Raw genomic sequence first — 16,327 nt, forward strand, 5'->3', positions numbered from 1 at the left:
GGCCAGCGCCCGCCGCAACCAGGGCGCGCCCAGCCACCCGGCCAGCGCCGCCAGCGCCATTCCTGCGGCCAGCGCCAGCCACCCTCCCGGGATGCGCACCTGCACCTGCCTGCCCATGTCCCGCAGATCCTGTTCGACAGAGAAAGGCGTCTGGTAGGCAGCGCCCGCCCGCGCCTCGAAACGTTGCGCCGGCAGCACCAGGCGTTCTTCCTGGTTGGACGCGATGTTCCACCAGCGGATCTCCACCGCGGGCAGCTCATGGGCGCCGCCACGCTCGATCACGTAGTCCAGGCGGTCCACCCGTCGTCCGCCCAGGAAGCCGCCGCGGCTGTCGGAGAGCTGTGTCAGTTCGGGCTCCGACGGATACAGCTTGAGGCCCGCCACGGCGGTCGCGGCCGGCGGTGGAATCAGCATGGCCTGCGCGCCCTGCGCCTCCACGGTGATAACGCGGCTGACGTGGTCGCCCACGGCGGGAGGCTCGGCCGTATAGCGGATCTGCTGGCTGGCCTGGACCGCGCTTGCCGCCAGGGCGCGCCCGGCGATGCCGCCCGGTGGCCCCGCGGCGCGCACCTCCAGCGGGCGCGTCTGCGCGGCGAGCGGCGCGGAGCCCTGTCCCACTTGCGCGCTGACGTGGATGGCCGGCACCTGCAGGCTGCCCGCTGCTTGTGGACTGACCAGATAGGAAAAGCGCAGTCCGCTGTATGCGACGCCGCCTATCGTGGCCCGGATGATGGCGGCCTGCCCCGACGGCCCCGTGACCAGCGCGCCCGGAATATCCAGGGCCGGCAGCTGCGGCGGCTGGGTGAACCAGGTCGAAGTCAGCACGTCGACCTGCAGGATGGACGTCGCGCCCGCCATCAGGTCGCCGGACGCCGCCATGCGGGCTTCGGCGCGCAGTTGCGGTCCGTCATCCCCGGACTGGGCGCGCGCCATGCCGGCGCACAGGCTCAATTGAAGCAACAGCAGCAGACCCAGGTGGCGCAACAAAGCGGCATGGCGGCGGATCATGGCTGCTGCCCCTGAGCGGGCACGGTCTTGCGCGCGTCTTCGATGGCGAACTTCTGTTTCAGGAAACCAGCGGGCGACAGGCTCAGGTTGCGCAGCCAGACTTCGTCCGACGCGGCCTCGGGCACCGCGGTCCGGATCATCTTGCCCGCGCCCTTGTTGCTGTCCACGCGGGTTTCGTCGGGCTTCTCCGAGTCGTCGTCCTGCTGCTCGCTTTCGGCGGCGGCGATCAGCCTGGCGACCAGTTCGCGGTTGTCGCGCGCTTCGCTGAAGTCCGGCCGCAGGCGCAACGCCTGGTCATATGCCGCGAGCGCGGCATCATAGTTGCGCAACCGGACCTGGGTATTGCCTAGATAGAAGTCGCCTTCGGGCGTGTCCAGTTTCGCGAACGCCGCCAGCGCCGCCTGGTAGTCGCCCGCGTCATAAGCCGCGCGGCCCTTCCAGTATGGATCGGCGTACAGGGCCGCGGCCTCGGCGTAGCGTTTGTGCTCATAGGCCCAGCGGCCTTGTTGATCGGGCGTGAGGAAGGCGTCGGCCAACGGGCTGGCGTCAACCCGTGGCGTGTGCAACGCCGCCGCGCAGGCCAGCAGCAGGCACGCCGTCCAGTTGATGTTCCAGCCGCGCCGCAGCGCCAGCAGCGCCAATAGCGCCAGCGGCCAGCACAGCCAATAGCCCGCGTCCTTCCAGTGCAACGGCTTGTCCGCGTCCTGGACCTCCTGGTAGTGGCGCTCGGCGTGCAGCGTGACCCAGTCCAGGTCGTCGTCATTCAGGGTCAGGCTGCCCAGCGGCGCGCGGGCCGCCCGCGCCAGCTGTTTCAGGGCGTCCTCGTCGAAACGGCCCAGCACCGGCCTGCCCTGCGCGTCGATGCGGGGCTGGCCGCGGGCGTCGCGCACCATGCCGCCATCGCGCGTGCCCGCCGCCCACACCAATATCTGGAAGGAATTGGCGCGGGCCAGGCGTTCGACCTCGGCCAGTTGGCGGGTGTCGGCGCCGTCCGTCACCAGCAGCAAGGTGCCGCCCGCCTCGCCTGACCGCAGCAGGCTGGCGGCCAGGGCGATGGCGCCGGCCGCGTCCTTGCCCGGTGCGGCGATGAGCTCGGTGGACAGGGCCTGTACGAACATGTCCGGCAGCGCCGGATCGTCGGTGGGCGGGAGCACGAGATGCGCGGAGCCGGCGTACGCGATCAGGCCGGTCTTGGCGCCCGCGCGCCGTTTCAACAAATCACGCAGCTTGCGCTTGGCGGCTTCCAGCCGGCTGGGCGGCAGATCGGCCGCGTCCATCGATGGCGACAGGTCCACCGCCGCGATCAGGGGCGCGAGATTATCCAGGAAAGCCGGGCGGTCCTGCTGCCACGTCGGTCCCGCCGCGGCGACGCCTCCCAGCGCCAGCAAGGCGGCCAGCAACTGCGCCGGGCGCAGCCCGCGGCTGCCCTGCGTGCGCACGGTCAGGTACGGCAGCAGCGCGGACGCAATGTTGCTGCGCCATCCGAGCCGGCCGTCCTCGTGCCGCCGCCGCCATAGCAGCAAGGCCGCGGCCGGAACCGCCAGCAGCCACCACGGACGCAGGAAATGGAAAGCGCTCAGGTCGATTTCCATCCGCCCTCCTCCGCACCTTCCCGCCGATGCGGCGTTGCGCCCTGGCGCCAGCCGCGCAGCGCGGCCGCCAGGTGCCAGCCCGCCAGCAGCAACAGCGCCAGGCCCAGCGGCACCCAGAAGAAATCCTGCTTGGGCTGATGGCGCAACTCGCGGACCTCGTGCGGCGTGATGCGGTCCAGCTCGGCGTAGACCTGCCGCAGCGATGCCTGGTCCTGCGCCGGGAAAAAGCGGCCCCCGGTCTTGGCGGCTATTGCGCGCAAGGCGTCGAAATCGACCTTTTCCTCGCCTTGCGCTTGCGGATCGCCTATGCCGACGGTGTGCACCACGATATGGCGCGCGGCCGCCATCGCAGCCGCGCGGTCCGGCGGCACGGCGCTGCCGGTGTCGTTGCCATCCGTCAGCAGGATCAGTACCTGGTCGTGTTCGCCGGCGTGCTCGAACTGCTTGATCGCCACGCCGATGGCGTCGCCTATGGCGGTGTTGGGTCCGGCCATGCGCGTGTTGACCTGATCCAGCAGCAGCTTGAGCGCGGCATGGTCCTGCGTCAGCGGCGCCTGCGGATAGGCCGCGGTGCCGAACACGATCAGGCCGAGCCGGTCGTCCTGGCGGCGGTCGATGAAATCGGCGACCACCGCTTTCACACCGCTCAAGCGATCCTCGCGGCGGCCGTCCGGCGCCACGAAGTCCTCGGTCTCCATGGATTGCGAGATGTCGATGGCCAGCAGCAGATCGCGCACCGGCTGGCGATGTTCCAGGGGCGGCTCGATGCGTTCGGGCCGCGCCAGCGCCAGGACCAGCAGCAGCCACACCAGCGCATTCAAGGCCAGTTGCCAGCGATCGCCGCGCACGCCAGGGCGCTGCGGCGTCTGGCCGGTGCTGCGCGCCACCGATTCGAAGAACGGAATGCGTACCGCGCTGCGGCGCTGCACATACGGCGGCAAATAGCGGTACGCCAGCCAGCCCAGCGGCAGCAGCGCCAGCAGCCAGGGATACTCAAGCCGCCACATGGTGACGCTCCATCCATTGCCGGCTGGCGACGAACAAATTCCGCACACGCGCGGGTTCGATGGCCCGCAAGGTTTCGGGCGGCGCATAGGCTAGCGCTCTCAGCAAGACGCCAGCGTCGGGAGGAAAGACGGCCATGCCGTCGTCCATGAAGGCGATCCACTCTGCGCCCTGCAAGGCGCCCACCCTGGCCCTGTCGGTCTCCGCCACTGACGACAGGCCGACGCGCTTGAGCAGTTCTGGCAACGCGCGCGCCGCCAGCGGGTCCGACTGCGTTTCCCGCCGCAGCGCCTCCAGCATGCGCAGGCCCTCGCGGCGGTAGCGATTGCGCCCGCGGCGGCGCGCAATCCGCCACGCGGCCCAAGCGGCCAGCGCCAGCACCGCGGCCAGCAGGACCAGCCAGCCCCAGGTCTGCGGCCAATAGCTGACCGGCGCGGGCAGCGGAAGCTGCCGCAGCTGTTCGATGGACGGCGCGGCGTCGGCGTTCATGCCCTACCCCTGGTTCGCGGATGGCTCGCCTGGCGCCCCAGTTCGCGGCGCAACTGCGTCACGGTGTCGTCCGCCGTGTCGATGGACAATAGCGGCACGCGGCTGCGGCGCAGCAGTTCGGCCACGTCGTGCAGGCGTCCCGAAAAGAAATCCGACAGCGGCTCGCGCACCTGCTTGCGGTCCGCCGCCACCTCGACCTGCAGCTCGCCTTGCGTCACCACCAGCCGGCCGCGCAAAGGCAGGCGCAGCGCCAGCGGGTCATACACCAGCGTCGCGACCACGTCGTTGTGCGCGGCCAAGCTGCGCAACAGGCGCAAGCTCGTCTCGTCGGCGCCAGCAAAGTCGCTAACGACGCACACCAGGCAATCGTGCGGCGCACGCGCCAGCGCACCTTGCAGGGCCTCGTTCAGCCGGCCAGACGCGTCCACATCGGACTGATCGGCTCCCATCGACTGGCTACGCCGCGCGATGGCGGCGAACAGGGTCTGGATGCGTTCGCGGCTGCGCAACGGCCGCACGCTGTCGATGCCCGCATCGCTGAACACCAGGCCGCCCACGCGGTCGCCCGCCTGGTAGGCCATCCACGCAGACAGCGCCGCCACGCGCGCGGCCACCACCGACTTGAAGCTGCGCACCGAGCCGAAGTACATGCCCATGCGCTGGTCCACCACTACCAGCACCGGCCGGTCGCGCTCTTCGCTGTAGGTGCGCACATAGGGCTTGCCCAGGCGCTGCGAGGCGCGCCAATCCAGCTGGCGCAGATCGTCTCCCGGCAGATAGCGCCGCAGTTCCTCGAAGTCCAGGCCGCGCCCGCGCAGGCGCGAGCCATGCTGTCCGGCCAGTATGCTGCGCACCGGCTGGCGGCTGAAGAACCCCAGGCCGCGCGCGGCGGGTTCCAGCGCCATCAGGTCGGTGATGCGGACCTGGACCTCGGGGGAAGGAGCGGCTGATGGCATGGCGGACTCAGGCTGGCACCGCGACCGTGTCCAGCAACTTGTCTATCACCTGGTCCGCCGACACGCCGTCGGCCACCGCGTCATAGGACAGATGCAAACGATGCCGCAGCACCGGCCTGGCCACGCTGCGCACGTCGTCGGGCGAGGCGTAATCCTGCCCCGACAGCCAGGCGTGGGCGCGTGCCACCTTATCCAGCGCAATCGCGCCGCGCGGGCTGGCGCCGACCTGGATCCAGCGTGCGAGATCGGCATCCTGGCCGGCTGGATGGCGCGTGGCGTTGACCAGGTCCACCAGGTATTGGTCCAGCGCTGCGGACACGTGCACCCGATCGACTTCGGCGCGGCAAGCGAACAAGGCCTCCTGCGTCAGCGGCGCGGACTCGGGTTCCGCATCCTGGCGCGACTCGCCGCGCAGCATGGCCAGCATCTGCCTCTCGCTGTCGGGGTCGGGGTAATCCAGCACGATCTTCATGATGAAGCGGTCCATCTGCGCCTCGGGCAAGGGGTAGGTGCCCTCCTGCTCTATCGGGTTCTGGGTGGCCAGCACCATGAAGAGCTGCGGCATGCGGTGGGTCGTGCCCGCCACGGTGATTTGCCGCTCTTCCATGGCTTCCAGCAGCGCGGCCTGCACCTTGGCCGGCGCGCGGTTGATCTCGTCGGCCAGGATCAGGTTGCCGAATAGCGGCCCCTGCTGGAACTGGATGCGGCTATTGCCTTGCGCGTCCTGCTGCAGCGCCTCGGCGCCGGTAATGTCCGAAGGCAGCAGGTCGGGCGTGAACTGGATGCGGCTCATGGCGGCGGCCAGATGCTGCGCCAGGGTCTTGACGGTGCGGGTCTTGGCCAGCCCCGGCAAGCTTTCCAGCAGCAGGTGGCCGTCGGCCAGCAGGCCCAGCAGTACCTCTCGTATGACGGCGCCCTGGCCCAGCACCGAACGCGCGATCGCGCGCTCCAGTTCCAGGATGCTGTCGCGGTTGCTTATCGGCATGCCCTCTCCTGCGTGATGGACGGCGTATTGGGCTAGCGGCTGGCGACGCCGTTCCTGGCGGTCTGGGCCAGCTTCCATTGCTCCGGCGTCATGACGGTGCGGAACCCCAGGTGCGACATGCCGTTCATCGGATCCGTGCCGCGCCGGGCGCTGGTGCGGTAGCTGATGCAGTAGGTGTCGCTGCACAGGAACGAGCCGCCGCGCGTCACGCGCTTAGGCGCGCCGGGCGGGACGATGCCGTCGTCGGGGTCGTAGCTGTCGGCCGGCCCCGCCGGATTGGCGGGCGGCTGGCGGTACTGCGCCTGGATCTTGAAGGCGTCGGCGCGATACCAGTCGGCGGTCCATTGCCACACATTGCCAGCCATGTCGTACAGGCCATAGCCGTTGGCCGAAAAGCTGCCCACCGGCATGGTGCCGACCTGCACTTTCTCATCCTTCACCACCGGGAACGGCTGCTGTTGCTGCGTGTCCCAGATATTGGCCATGGGCTTGCCTTGCGGCAGCAGTTCCTCGCCCCAGGCATAGGTGGCCTGCTCCAGCCCGCCGCGCGCGGCCATCTCCCATTCCGATTCCGTGGGCAGGCGCTTGCCGGCCCACTTGGCATAGGCTGCCGCATCCTGATACGACACCTGCACGACCGGGTGGTCGTCCTTGCCGGCGATGGAGCTGCCCGGGCCTTGCGGATGACGCCAATTGGCGCCGGGCACATAGCGCCACCAGCGCGAATAGTCGCGCAAGGACACTTCGCTCTCGGTGCCCACGAATACCATCGCGCCGGGCACCAGCAGGCGGTCGTCGGGGCGCGGCGTGCCGGGCGGCAGTTGCACCTTCAGGTCTTCCCACTTGGGCTTCTGTTCGGCGGTCGTGACGTAGCCGGTGGCGTCGACGAAGCGGCGGAACTGCGCGTTGGTCACGTCGTTGACATCCATCCAGAATCCGCTGACCGAGACCTTGTGCGCCGGCATCTCGTTGGGCTGCGCCAGCTTGTGGCTGCTGCCCATCAGGAACTCGCGCCCCGGCACCCAGGCCATGCCGGCCGGACCGCTTTTGCCGTCGCCCAGTACCACTTTGACCGCTGCCGGCGGGCCGTCCTTGCCCATGACCACATAGGCGGTGCTCGCGCCCGCGCCCAACACCACGCCGGCCAGCAGCAATGCTCCGGCGTAGCGCGTTTTTCCTTGTGTTTGCTTTGCCATTTCAATCACCCGAAAGCTAGCGGTTCAGGGGCGGCTGCGCCGCGCCCGGGGCTGACAGCCCCTTGAAATCGTGCTGACGTTCAGAACACCAGCGTCGCGGTCGCCATGACCGTGTCGTTGCTGTCCAGACGGTTCGTGCTGCTGATCGTGGGAACCCAGCGCAGGCTCAGCGACAGGGAACGCTTGTCCGCCAGTTTCCTGTCATAAGTGACGATGGGACCCAGCGCCCAATCGCGGCCCTTGAAACCATTGAGTCGGTCCGCGGTCGGTCCGGAATCGTTGCCCAACTGCTGGATGGTGCCCAGGATCAGGCCCGCGCTGACGCCGTTGCTGAATACCTTGCGACCCATCAGGTCCAGGCTGAACAGCGGCGCGTTGCGGTAATCGGTGGCGTTGTTGCGGGTGTAGAACTGAAGGCCGGCCACGGTATCGAACTGGAAGCCGGACTCCGGAAATATCTTGGTGTAGGCCACCTGCGGAATGAAGGTCCAGTTGTTCAGGCTGGGGTTCGCCATGTTGTCGGCGTTGTACTTGCCGGTGGGCGCCCAGATGTTCAGGCTGAGCGCCATGTGCGAGGTTTCAGAAAAGTGGTAGCCCGCGATGATGGGCGAGAAGTACAGGTCGAACAGGTTCGAGGCGGTATCGCTTTGGCCAGTGCTCCGTCCCCCGGCGCCTGTCACGGTGGAGTTCACCTTGGTCCAGATGTAAGGCAAGGTGAAACTGGAAGCGAAGTTCCAGCGCCCCGGCCCGGTATCCCAGGTCTTGAGGACGGTGGCCAGCGTAAACGCGACTTTCGCGTCCAGGCCCAGCGAGGTGCGTCCTCCCACCGGCACTTCCCGGCTGCCGCCTATGCTGCCGTCCAGGTAGATCTGCGAAAAATTGACGGCCCAGATGGGCTCGGGAGAGACAATGCCCGCGTTGGGCTGCACGTTCGTGCCGGTGATCTGGCGTCCCAGCCCGCCTTCTGTCGCCCAGGTCGCCGGCGGCAAGGCCAAGGCGGCGCAGGCCACAAGCGCGCGCGGCAACGGCTTGCAGCTGGCCGCCGTTACCGTAGCGCTGATTCTCTTGAATGCCGACCTCGTACTGCCCATGCGATGTACCCCGGCAAGAGATAACAAAATGCAAAGACACGCTGTACGGAAAATGCTGATTTCAGCAAAGGCTGCTGCAAGCGAAATTCGAGAAATCCATCGCAATATTCGCACAGAGTTTTACTTTCACCAAGCCGGGTTTCCGAGGCGTGGGAAGCCCTTTCAGCTACGCGAAAGCTGCTGCGCCGTCATGTGGCGGCCCAATGAAAAGGGATGCCTGAAGGCATCCCCTGGCACAGCGACTACTGGCTTACGTCAGTTCGCCGGTTCAGCCTCCTGCCGCAGCGGGCTGGCGTGCACCTGATCGATGCGCAGCCCATCGCGCCGGGTGACCTCGAAACGCCAGTCGCGCCACGCGATCGCGTCTCCCGCGTCGGGAATCCGTCCGCCCGCGCGCAGCAGGCAGCCCGCCAAGGTTGCATCCGGATACTCATCGGCCAACGCCGGCGCGTCCAGCAGGCGCGCGGCTTCGGCGACCGCCAGCCGACCTTCCAGCAACCAGGATCCATCGGCCAGCTGCAAGGCTTCGGGCTGGTCTTCCTGGCGCTCGGGCAGATCGCCCGCGACGGCGGTCAGCACGTCCATCGGCGTGATCAGACCTTCGCACACGCCATGTTCGTCGACCACGATCAGCATGTGGTCGCGCGAGGCGCGCAGCTCATCCAGCACCTTGAGCACCGGCGTGGTTTCCATGACGTAGCGCGGCTCGCGCGCCAGTTCCACCAGGTCGATGGGACCGGGATTCTGCAATAGCGGCAGCAGGTCCTTGAAGTGCAGCACGCCCAATACATTTGCCGGATCGCCGGCGCACAACGGCAGACGCGAGTGGCCGCTGGCGAACTTGCGCACGATGGCCTCGGGGGTATCGGCCACGTCCAGCCAGACGATATCGCCGCGCGCCACCATGATGGAGCGGACGTCCCGCGCGCCGATGGAGAGCACGCGCTCGATCATGGTGCTTTCCTCCGGCGCAAAGGCCGGTTCGCCATCCGCGCCGTCGACCAGCGCCGCCACCTCGTCAGCCTGCCCGCCCGCCTGTCCAGCGCGGCCGGCGCGCAGCAGCCGCAGCACGGCTTGCGCGGTGCGTTGTCGGCGGCCCAGGGCGTGCGTGCCCTTGGCGCGGTTGCGGCGCGCCAGCTGGTTGCACAGCTCGATCAGGATCGAGAAGCCGATGGCGGCGTACAGATACCCCTTGGGCACATGGAAGCCCAGGCCTTCGGCCACCAGGCTGAAGCCGATCATCAGCAAGAGGCCCAGGCACAGGATCACCACCGTGGGGTGGCGGCCCACGAAGGCCATCAGCGGACGGCTGGCCAGCATCATCACGGCCATCGCCACCACCACCGCGATCATCATGATGCTGAGGTCCTGCACCATGCCCACGGCGGTAATCACCGAGTCCAGCGAGAACACCGCGTCCAGTACCACGATCTGCAGGATCACCTGCCAGAACACCGCATGCTGCGGCTTCTGGCCCTGATCGTGGCTGGCGCTGCCCTCCACGCGCTCATGCAGTTCCATGGTGCCCTTGAACAGCAGGAACAGGCCGCCCAGGATCAGGATCAGGTCGCGCCCCGAGATCTCGGCGCCCAGCAGCGTGAACATGGGCTCGGTCAGCGTGACCACCCAGGCGATGCTCGCCAGCAGGCCCAGGCGCATGACCATCGCCAGCGTCAGGCCGATCAAACGCGCGCGGTTGCGCTGCGCGGGCGGCAGCTTGTCCGCCAGGATGGCGATGAACACCAGGTTGTCGATACCCAGCACAATTTCAAGCACGACCAGGGTCGCCAGGCCTAGCCAGGCGGTGGGGTCGGACATCCAATCGAAAATCATCGAGATTCCATGCAAATCGGGGCCGGGCGCGAAATAACGCCGGACGGGATCAAGGGAAATGCGCCGCGGACGCGGGCTGCAGGCTCAGTGTGGGCGCGAATGCGCCTGGAGGCTACCGGCGGAGCGCGGCAACCCAGGCGCGGCGTGGCCGCGGCGGCGAGGATGGAATCGGCGTGCGGGCTGCGCGCCCGGGCCGTGGCAGGAAGATGGGGCAGCGGGCGCCGGCTTGCTTGCGGCGCCCTGCTAGAAGGTGGGTCTTCAGTCATAAATGGCGGACGGCTCAGGCTGCCGGGGCAGCAAACGGATAGAGCGCCCGCCTTGCTCTCGTTCTTACAGGAAACTGAATACTACCTGAATCCGGTTTGGGGCGCATCTTGGCGAGCCTGGCTCCCGTCAGGGCGCGGGCGGCATTGCCCAGCCCGGCGGCCAGCGTGTCGATGCGCTCTTTACGGCGCGCGACCAACACCACGTGCATGCCTTCAGCGACCAGTTGCCGCGCCACCACCTGGGCGTTGGCGGGCTCCTGGCCGGTCAGTTTCCTGGGGTCGCCCATCCGCTGTTTCAGAGCCGGTCCTTGAAGAACGGCACCACCTTGTTCATGGCGATAGCCACGGGCTCGGGTTTGTCGTACAGGTCGTAGTGCGACCAGCCTTCGGCGACAACCATGTGCTTGTCCGTCGAGGCGGCACGGCTATAGATTTCCCAGCCGTCGCGGAAGGCGCCGAAACCGCCCGGCTTGTCGCCGATCACCACCATCAATGGCTGGGTCAGCAGCTCCTCCGCGTGCAGGAAAGCGTCCCAACCCATCGCCGCACCGCTGAACGACATGAGCTGGCTGGTCGCGCCATTGGGCTGCTGGCCGCGCGCGGTCTTGTAGTAGTCGGTGGCCTCCAGCACATCGATGTCGGTGATGCCGGCCTGCTTCGCGCTACCCACGGACGCCGGCAGCAGATTCGCCGCATCCCGGGCGGCGCCCTGGGCCTGGGCCGTGCGCATTTGCGCAATATTGGCGGCTAGTTCTCGCGGCTTGAACTGCGCGAAGCCTTCACGGATCAGCCGGCCATAATTCACGCCCGTGATCGAAACCAGCGCCTTCAGGCGGTGATCGGTGATGCCGGCATGTACCGTGTAGGCGCCGCCGCCGCACACGCCAATGGCGCCGATGCGGTCGGCATCCACGTAGGGCAGCGATTGCAGGTAGTCCACCGCGAAACGGATGTCGGAGACGCGAATGGCCGGGTCTTCGATGAAACGTGGCGTGCCGCCGCTGGCCCCCTGGAAACTGGCGTCATGCACCAGCACTACGAAGCCCGCTTCTGCCAGCCCCTTGGCGTAAATGTTGCCGGCGGTCTGCTCCTTGCAACTGCCGATGGGGTGCGTGCTGACGATGGCGGGGTACTTCCTGCTCTCGTCAAAGCCTAGGGGCAGGTAGATGTCGGCGGCGGATTCCCAGCCCAGGTTCTGGTAGGTAACGGTTTGGATGGTGCTCATGTTGAACTCCTTTCGGTACAGGAGGGGCGTGATCTGCCCCGTATCGTGCCTTGGTTTCAGTGGCTTACTTCAGCTTGGCCTGGAAGAACCGCGCCAGCTTCGAGACGGCCTCGTCCACATACCGGGGCACGTCGTACAGATCCATGTGATCGGCGCCTTCGACAATGTGCAGCATCTTGTCGGCGCTGGCTGCGCGGGCGATCAGGTCGTCGCTCATCCACTTGCTGCCGGCCTTGCTGCCGGCCACGACCAGGACGGGCTGGGTCAGAAAGGCTTCAGCCTTGTTGTAGGCGTCGTAAGTGATGATCTGGGTCAGATTGCGCGCCAGCGTGTAGCCTGGGGCGTTGGGGTGTTCGCAGCGCGGCGTGTGGTAGTACTCCCACGCGCCACGCAACTCGGTATTGGGCGCGTCTTCTTCCTTCAGCGGGGCCAGCGGTATGGTGGCCCGGTCGTTATTGCTCGCATCGGCCGTGCGCGCCGCGGAGCCGGCTTCGAGGTAAGGCAGCGCGTCGGCGTCCTTGACCGTGTTCTCCCAGCCGTTGCGGAACATCTGGCCGATGTTCACCGCGCTAACCATGCCCAGCGCCTTGATGCGGCGGTCGTTGATGGCGGCGTTGGCGCTGTAGCCCGCGCCAGCGCAAATGCCCATGGCGCCGATCCTGTCCTGATCCACGTAAGGCAGCGTGGTCAGGTAGTCGATGACGGCACTAACGTCCTCGGTGCTGATGTAGGGGTTCTCCAGCTGGCGCGGCTCGCCGGTGCTCTCGCCCTGGTAGGAGCGGTCGAAGGCGATGGTAATGAGGCCGTTCTCAGCCAGTTTCTTGGCGTAGAGACCTGCGGCCTGCTCCTTCACGCCACCACCAGGGTGGGAGACGACGACGGCCGGGTACTTCCTGGATTCATCGAAACCGGCCGGGAAATTGATGATGGCGGCCATGGTAACGCCTGGGCCGTTGAGGTTCTTGAACGAGACATTGGGCATGAGGTTCTCCAGTCGGGAATGAAAAATCGTCGTTGGACGCATAGACAGGATTCAATGGTAAGGACGCCATTGCATTTGATAAATATGCTTTTCAAGACATTAATGATTAGTTAATCTAAACAAATGCCGATTGAACCCTCCCTCGCCTCATCCTTGACATGGTTTGCCCATATCGCCAGAAATCGCAGTTTTACCAAGGCTGCGACGGAGATGGACGTGACGCGCGCCGCACTGTCGCAGCACCTCAAGGGGCTGGAGCAGCGCCTGAACGTGCGGCTGCTCAACCGCACCACGCGGGATATGTCGTTGACCGAGGAAGGCCGGCGCCTGCTGGACGTTCTGCAACCTGCGCTCACCGCAATTGAGCGAGCAGTGGCGGAATTGGGCGAGGCGCATGCCGAGCCATCGGGATTGATCCGCTTGAGTTCGTCGCGCATCGCAGCACGGCTGCTGATCGAGCCGTACATGGGCGAACTTCTGGCGCGCTACCCAAAGCTACGATTAGAGTTGGTAATGGACGACGGCTTCACCAACATCGTGGCCGAGGGGTTGGATGCCGGCTTACGCCTGGGTGAGAGTCTGGATGAAGGGATGGTGGCGGTGCCGGTCACGCCTTCCCTTCAGTACGCCATCGTTGGTTCTCCAGCCTACTTCGCGCGCCACGGCATGCCCGAAACTCCGGCTGACCTGATGCGGCACAACTGCTTGGCCTACCGATTCACATCCAGTGGAACCATCGACCGTTGGTCGTTCACTTCACCGGACGCCAAGGCGCGCACGGTGGTGTTCGAGCCGCAGGGCAATGCCGTTTTCAATGACGACGAGAGCATGTTGCGCGGCGCTCTGCAAGGGGTGGGGCTGGTGCAGCACATCGATCTGTGCGTGCGACATCACCTGGCCGAGGGTTCGCTAGCGCGGGTGCTGGCGCCTTGGTGCAGGACGTTCCCAGGGTTCTTCCTTTACGTGCCCTCGCGCGCGCAGATGCCGGCCAAGATCCGGGCGTTGATGGACTTCCTGATCGAGAAGCGGGAACAACTCGCTAGAGAATCTATCTTGGCAGAGCAAGGCGGCAAATAGACATGATGGCGGCCCAGCCTTGCGTCCGCCTTCGACGACTACGGTTAGGCCGAAACTCCGAATGCATGAGACGACGCAGTAGCAGCGCACTGCCATGCAGCAAGGCTACATTTCAAATTCAATGACCAAAGTTGCCAGTTCCATGTACTTCTACAACTTCGCTGGATTTTTACTGGTATTAACCCTAGGTCAGCGATATACTTTCGGCACTTTCAACTCACCCGAGATCAATGTGGACAACGACGGATGTAGTCGACACACGACTGCAAGCGCCGCTTGACGCAGGATCCGCGGCAATAGTCCGCGCCGGTCCTGCCTGAAGCCAGGACCCGGCTCTCCGGCCCCCTCCCAAGGGCCGCCAGCCCTCTCCCCTACTGCTTGCCGACACGCGATGCGTTGCGCCTGCTTGCGCGCGCCCGCGGCCGGCCTGGCGGCGCATGCATGTGGACCTTCCACCGTACTCCCCGCTAAGGAGACGATCATGCGTATCAAGCAATTCCTGCCCTTTCTGGATCGGACCGGCGCCGCACTGACGGCGGCGGCTGGGTGTAAGCCAGCCGCGCCTAAGCCGGCCGCGCCTCAGCCGGCCGCGCCCATCTACCAATTCACTATCGTGAGCCTGGGCGACACGCTCAACGCGCTGCGCAAGCAGCTCTATTACGAACTGCGCGACCTGGACCTGCGCGTGCTGGCGGTGCGCATTTCGCGCAGCGAATCGGATCAGTTGGCGTCGACCATCGTCACGCTGCATTGCCCGCCGCACCTGCGCAATCTGCTGGGCGCGGTTGCGCTGCGGCTGGGCCAGAGCCCGGACGTGCGCCGGGTGCACTGGGAATGCGAGTCCGGCGCGGCCATTGCCGTGCTGCCCGCCTGACACAAGCGCGGCCTCGTGCCGCAGCCGGGAGGCTGTCATGAAAGATCCGTACAAAACCCTGATGATTGCGCGCGTCGTCGCGCTGGCGCTGATCTGGCTGGCGGGACTGCTGCTGGTCCTGGCCTCGGTCTGGCGCCTGCCCTGAACGCCCTGCGTTCCCCCCACAACATGCTGAAGCATCGAGAAGAAGATGAAGAACTTCGAAAACATCCAGTTCATCACGTTGGCCAATACCCTGGTCAGCCTGCTGACCGCGTTCGTGCTGGGCTCCGTGGTCGGCTTTGAGCGCCAATTCCGCCAACGCACCGCCGGCCTGCGCACCAACGTGCTGGTGGCGGTGGGTGCCGCCATCTTCGTGGACCTGGCGTTCCGCGTGGGCGGCGCCGACGGCGGCTCGCGCGTCATTTCCTACGTGGTCTCGGGCGTGGGCTTCCTGGGCGCAGGCGCCATCATGCGCGAAGGCGGCAGCATCCGCGGCCTGAACACGGCCGCCACGCTATGGGGCTCCGCCGCCATCGGCGCCTGCGCGGGCGCATCGCTGATCCTGGAAGCGGTTGCCGCCACGGCCTTCGTGCTGGCGGCGAACACCTTGCTGCGGCCGGTGGTCAGCTACGTCAACCGCCAGCCGGTGGATTCGCAGACCACGGAAGTCACGACCGTGATACACGTAATCGCAAATGTGGAGCAGCGGCAGGCGGCGATGACGGTGCTGGAAGACGTGCTCGAAACCGAACAGCTGCCGCTGTCGGAACTGAAGATCGACCAGTTCGGCGAGAACGAGGTCGAGATCGAGGCCGCGCTCAGCGAAGCCTCGGTGGACGAACTGGACCTGGACCGGGTCACGGCCAGCATCGCCGCTTCGCCCGCCGTGCGCACGGCGTTCTGGGCGGCCCGCACGGTGTAGCACGCGCGGATCAGGCCGCCTGGCGCAAGACCGCCGAGGCCGGATCCCAGCGCCGCCCCGGCACGGCGGCCAGCAAGGCCTGCGTGTAGGGATGCGCGGGCTGGCCGAAGACCTGGGCGCAGGCGCCCGCTTCGACCACCCTGCCGTTCTGCATGACCACGATGTCGTCGCAGACTTGCGCGGCCACGCGCAGGTCGTGCGTGATGAAGAGGATGGACAGGCCCAATTGTTCGCGCAGCCGCGCCAGCAGCGCCAGCACCTGCGCCTGCACCGACACGTCCAGCGCCGATACCGGCTCGTCCGCGATCAGCACGCGTGGCCGCATGGCCAGCGCCCGCGCCAGCCCGACCCGTTGGCGCTGGCCGCCCGAGAACTCGTGCGGATAGCGCCGCAGGGCATCGGGCGACAAGCCCACCAGTTCAAACAGTTCCTGCGCGCGTGCCAGCGCTTCGCGTCTGGGCGTGCCGTGCACGATCGGGCCGCGCGCCACGATCTCGCCCACGCGCTGGCGCGGATTCAAGGAACCGTAGGGATCCTGGAACACCATCTGCACCCGCCGCGCATGCTCGCGCCGCGCGGCGGCCCCCTTGAGCGCCAGCGGTTCGCCAGCCAGGGTGATGCCGCCCGCATCCGGCGGCGCCAGTCCAAGCAAGGCGCGCGCCAAGGTCGATTTGCCGGACCCGCTTTCGCCCACGATGCCCAGCGTGCCGCCTTCCTTCAGGCTCAGCGTCACATCGTCCAGCGCCCGCGTCTCGCGCCCCTGGCGGCCGAACCATCCGCGCTTGCGGTAGGTCTTGGACACGCCCTGCGCGCGCAGGATGACCGGCGCGTCGGCCTGCAAGGC

The 16,327-nt window shown here is 66.9% G+C and carries 16 protein-coding genes; 3 read left to right on the plus strand and 13 right to left on the minus strand.

The genetic code is table 11. The features are described 5' to 3' along the window. The 12 genes from WBB14_RS20835 to WBB14_RS20890 all read right to left on the minus strand — a co-directional run. Positions 1–1,008 (minus strand): BatD family protein (locus tag WBB14_RS20835; protein WP_424241530.1); only part of this gene is annotated, 1,008 nt, incomplete at its 3' end. After that, entirely contained in the window at positions 1,005–2,600 is a 1,596-nt protein-coding gene (locus tag WBB14_RS20840; protein ID WP_424241531.1) for a vWA domain-containing protein, read from the minus strand. The genes WBB14_RS20840 and WBB14_RS20835, both read right to left, overlap by 4 nt. Next, positions 2,585–3,607, minus strand: coding sequence for a VWA domain-containing protein (locus WBB14_RS20845; RefSeq protein ID WP_424241532.1), 1,023 nt, complete (start codon positions 3,605–3,607; stop codon positions 2,585–2,587). Before WBB14_RS20845 ends, WBB14_RS20840 begins: the two co-directional genes overlap by 16 nt. Continuing rightward, on the minus strand, positions 3,594–4,094 hold the full coding sequence (locus WBB14_RS20850) for a DUF4381 domain-containing protein (protein ID WP_424241533.1): 501 nt from the start codon (positions 4,092–4,094) through the stop codon (positions 3,594–3,596). Before WBB14_RS20850 ends, WBB14_RS20845 begins: the two co-directional genes overlap by 14 nt. Next, positions 4,091–5,050, minus strand: coding sequence for a DUF58 domain-containing protein (locus tag WBB14_RS20855; RefSeq protein ID WP_424241534.1), 960 nt, complete (start codon positions 5,048–5,050; stop codon positions 4,091–4,093). The genes WBB14_RS20850 and WBB14_RS20855 overlap by 4 nt, the downstream gene beginning before the upstream one ends. Positions 5,051–5,057: 7 nt before the next feature. Then, positions 5,058–6,029, minus strand: coding sequence for an AAA family ATPase (locus WBB14_RS20860; RefSeq protein ID WP_424241544.1), 972 nt, complete (start codon positions 6,027–6,029; stop codon positions 5,058–5,060). Positions 6,030–6,067: 38 nt separating this feature from the next. After that, positions 6,068–7,231, minus strand: a complete 1,164-nt coding sequence (locus WBB14_RS20865; RefSeq protein ID WP_424241535.1) for a formylglycine-generating enzyme family protein — start codon at positions 7,229–7,231, stop codon at positions 6,068–6,070. Between the two features lie 80 nt (positions 7,232–7,311). Next, complete coding sequence (locus tag WBB14_RS20870) at positions 7,312–8,322, minus strand: SphA family protein (protein ID WP_424241536.1); 1,011 nt, start codon at positions 8,320–8,322, stop codon at positions 7,312–7,314. Between the two features lie 255 nt (positions 8,323–8,577). Continuing rightward, positions 8,578–10,155, minus strand: coding sequence for a TerC family protein (locus WBB14_RS20875; protein ID WP_424241537.1), 1,578 nt, complete (start codon positions 10,153–10,155; stop codon positions 8,578–8,580). 280 nt (positions 10,156–10,435) lie between these two features. Further along, the gene (locus tag WBB14_RS20880; RefSeq protein WP_424241538.1) at positions 10,436–10,708 is read right to left on the minus strand and encodes a hypothetical protein; all 273 of its coding nucleotides are present in this window, start codon (positions 10,706–10,708) and stop codon (positions 10,436–10,438) included. An 8-nt stretch (positions 10,709–10,716) separates the two neighbouring features. Beyond that, on the minus strand, positions 10,717–11,646 hold the full coding sequence (locus WBB14_RS20885) for an alpha/beta hydrolase (protein WP_424241539.1): 930 nt from the start codon (positions 11,644–11,646) through the stop codon (positions 10,717–10,719). Between the two features lie 64 nt (positions 11,647–11,710). Then, positions 11,711–12,628 (minus strand): alpha/beta hydrolase, encoded by a 918-nt coding sequence (locus WBB14_RS20890; protein ID WP_424241540.1) that lies wholly within the window; start codon positions 12,626–12,628, stop codon positions 11,711–11,713. 123 nt (positions 12,629–12,751) lie between these two features. Between WBB14_RS20890 and WBB14_RS20895 the strand changes: the two genes are divergently transcribed. From WBB14_RS20895 to WBB14_RS20905, 3 genes are all read left to right on the plus strand, one after another. Next, positions 12,752–13,705: a LysR family transcriptional regulator gene (locus WBB14_RS20895; protein ID WP_424241541.1), complete on the plus strand. Its 954-nt coding sequence runs from the start codon at positions 12,752–12,754 to the stop codon at positions 13,703–13,705. Between the two features lie 481 nt (positions 13,706–14,186). Then, positions 14,187–14,579, plus strand: a complete 393-nt coding sequence (locus WBB14_RS20900; RefSeq protein WP_424241542.1) for a hypothetical protein — start codon at positions 14,187–14,189, stop codon at positions 14,577–14,579. Positions 14,580–14,769: 190 nt separating this feature from the next. Then, a complete protein-coding gene (locus tag WBB14_RS20905; protein WP_119449206.1) occupies positions 14,770–15,483 on the plus strand; it encodes an MgtC/SapB family protein in 714 nt (237 codons plus the stop codon). Between the two features lie 10 nt (positions 15,484–15,493). Here the strand turns inward: WBB14_RS20905 and WBB14_RS20910 are convergent. After that, positions 15,494–16,327, minus strand: an 834-nt coding sequence (locus WBB14_RS20910) for an ABC transporter ATP-binding protein (RefSeq protein ID WP_424241543.1), incomplete at its 5' end; no start/stop codon positions are given.

Source organism: Achromobacter sp. (genome assembly GCF_049647645.1).
GTDB lineage: Bacteria > Pseudomonadota > Gammaproteobacteria > Burkholderiales > Burkholderiaceae_B > Achromobacter.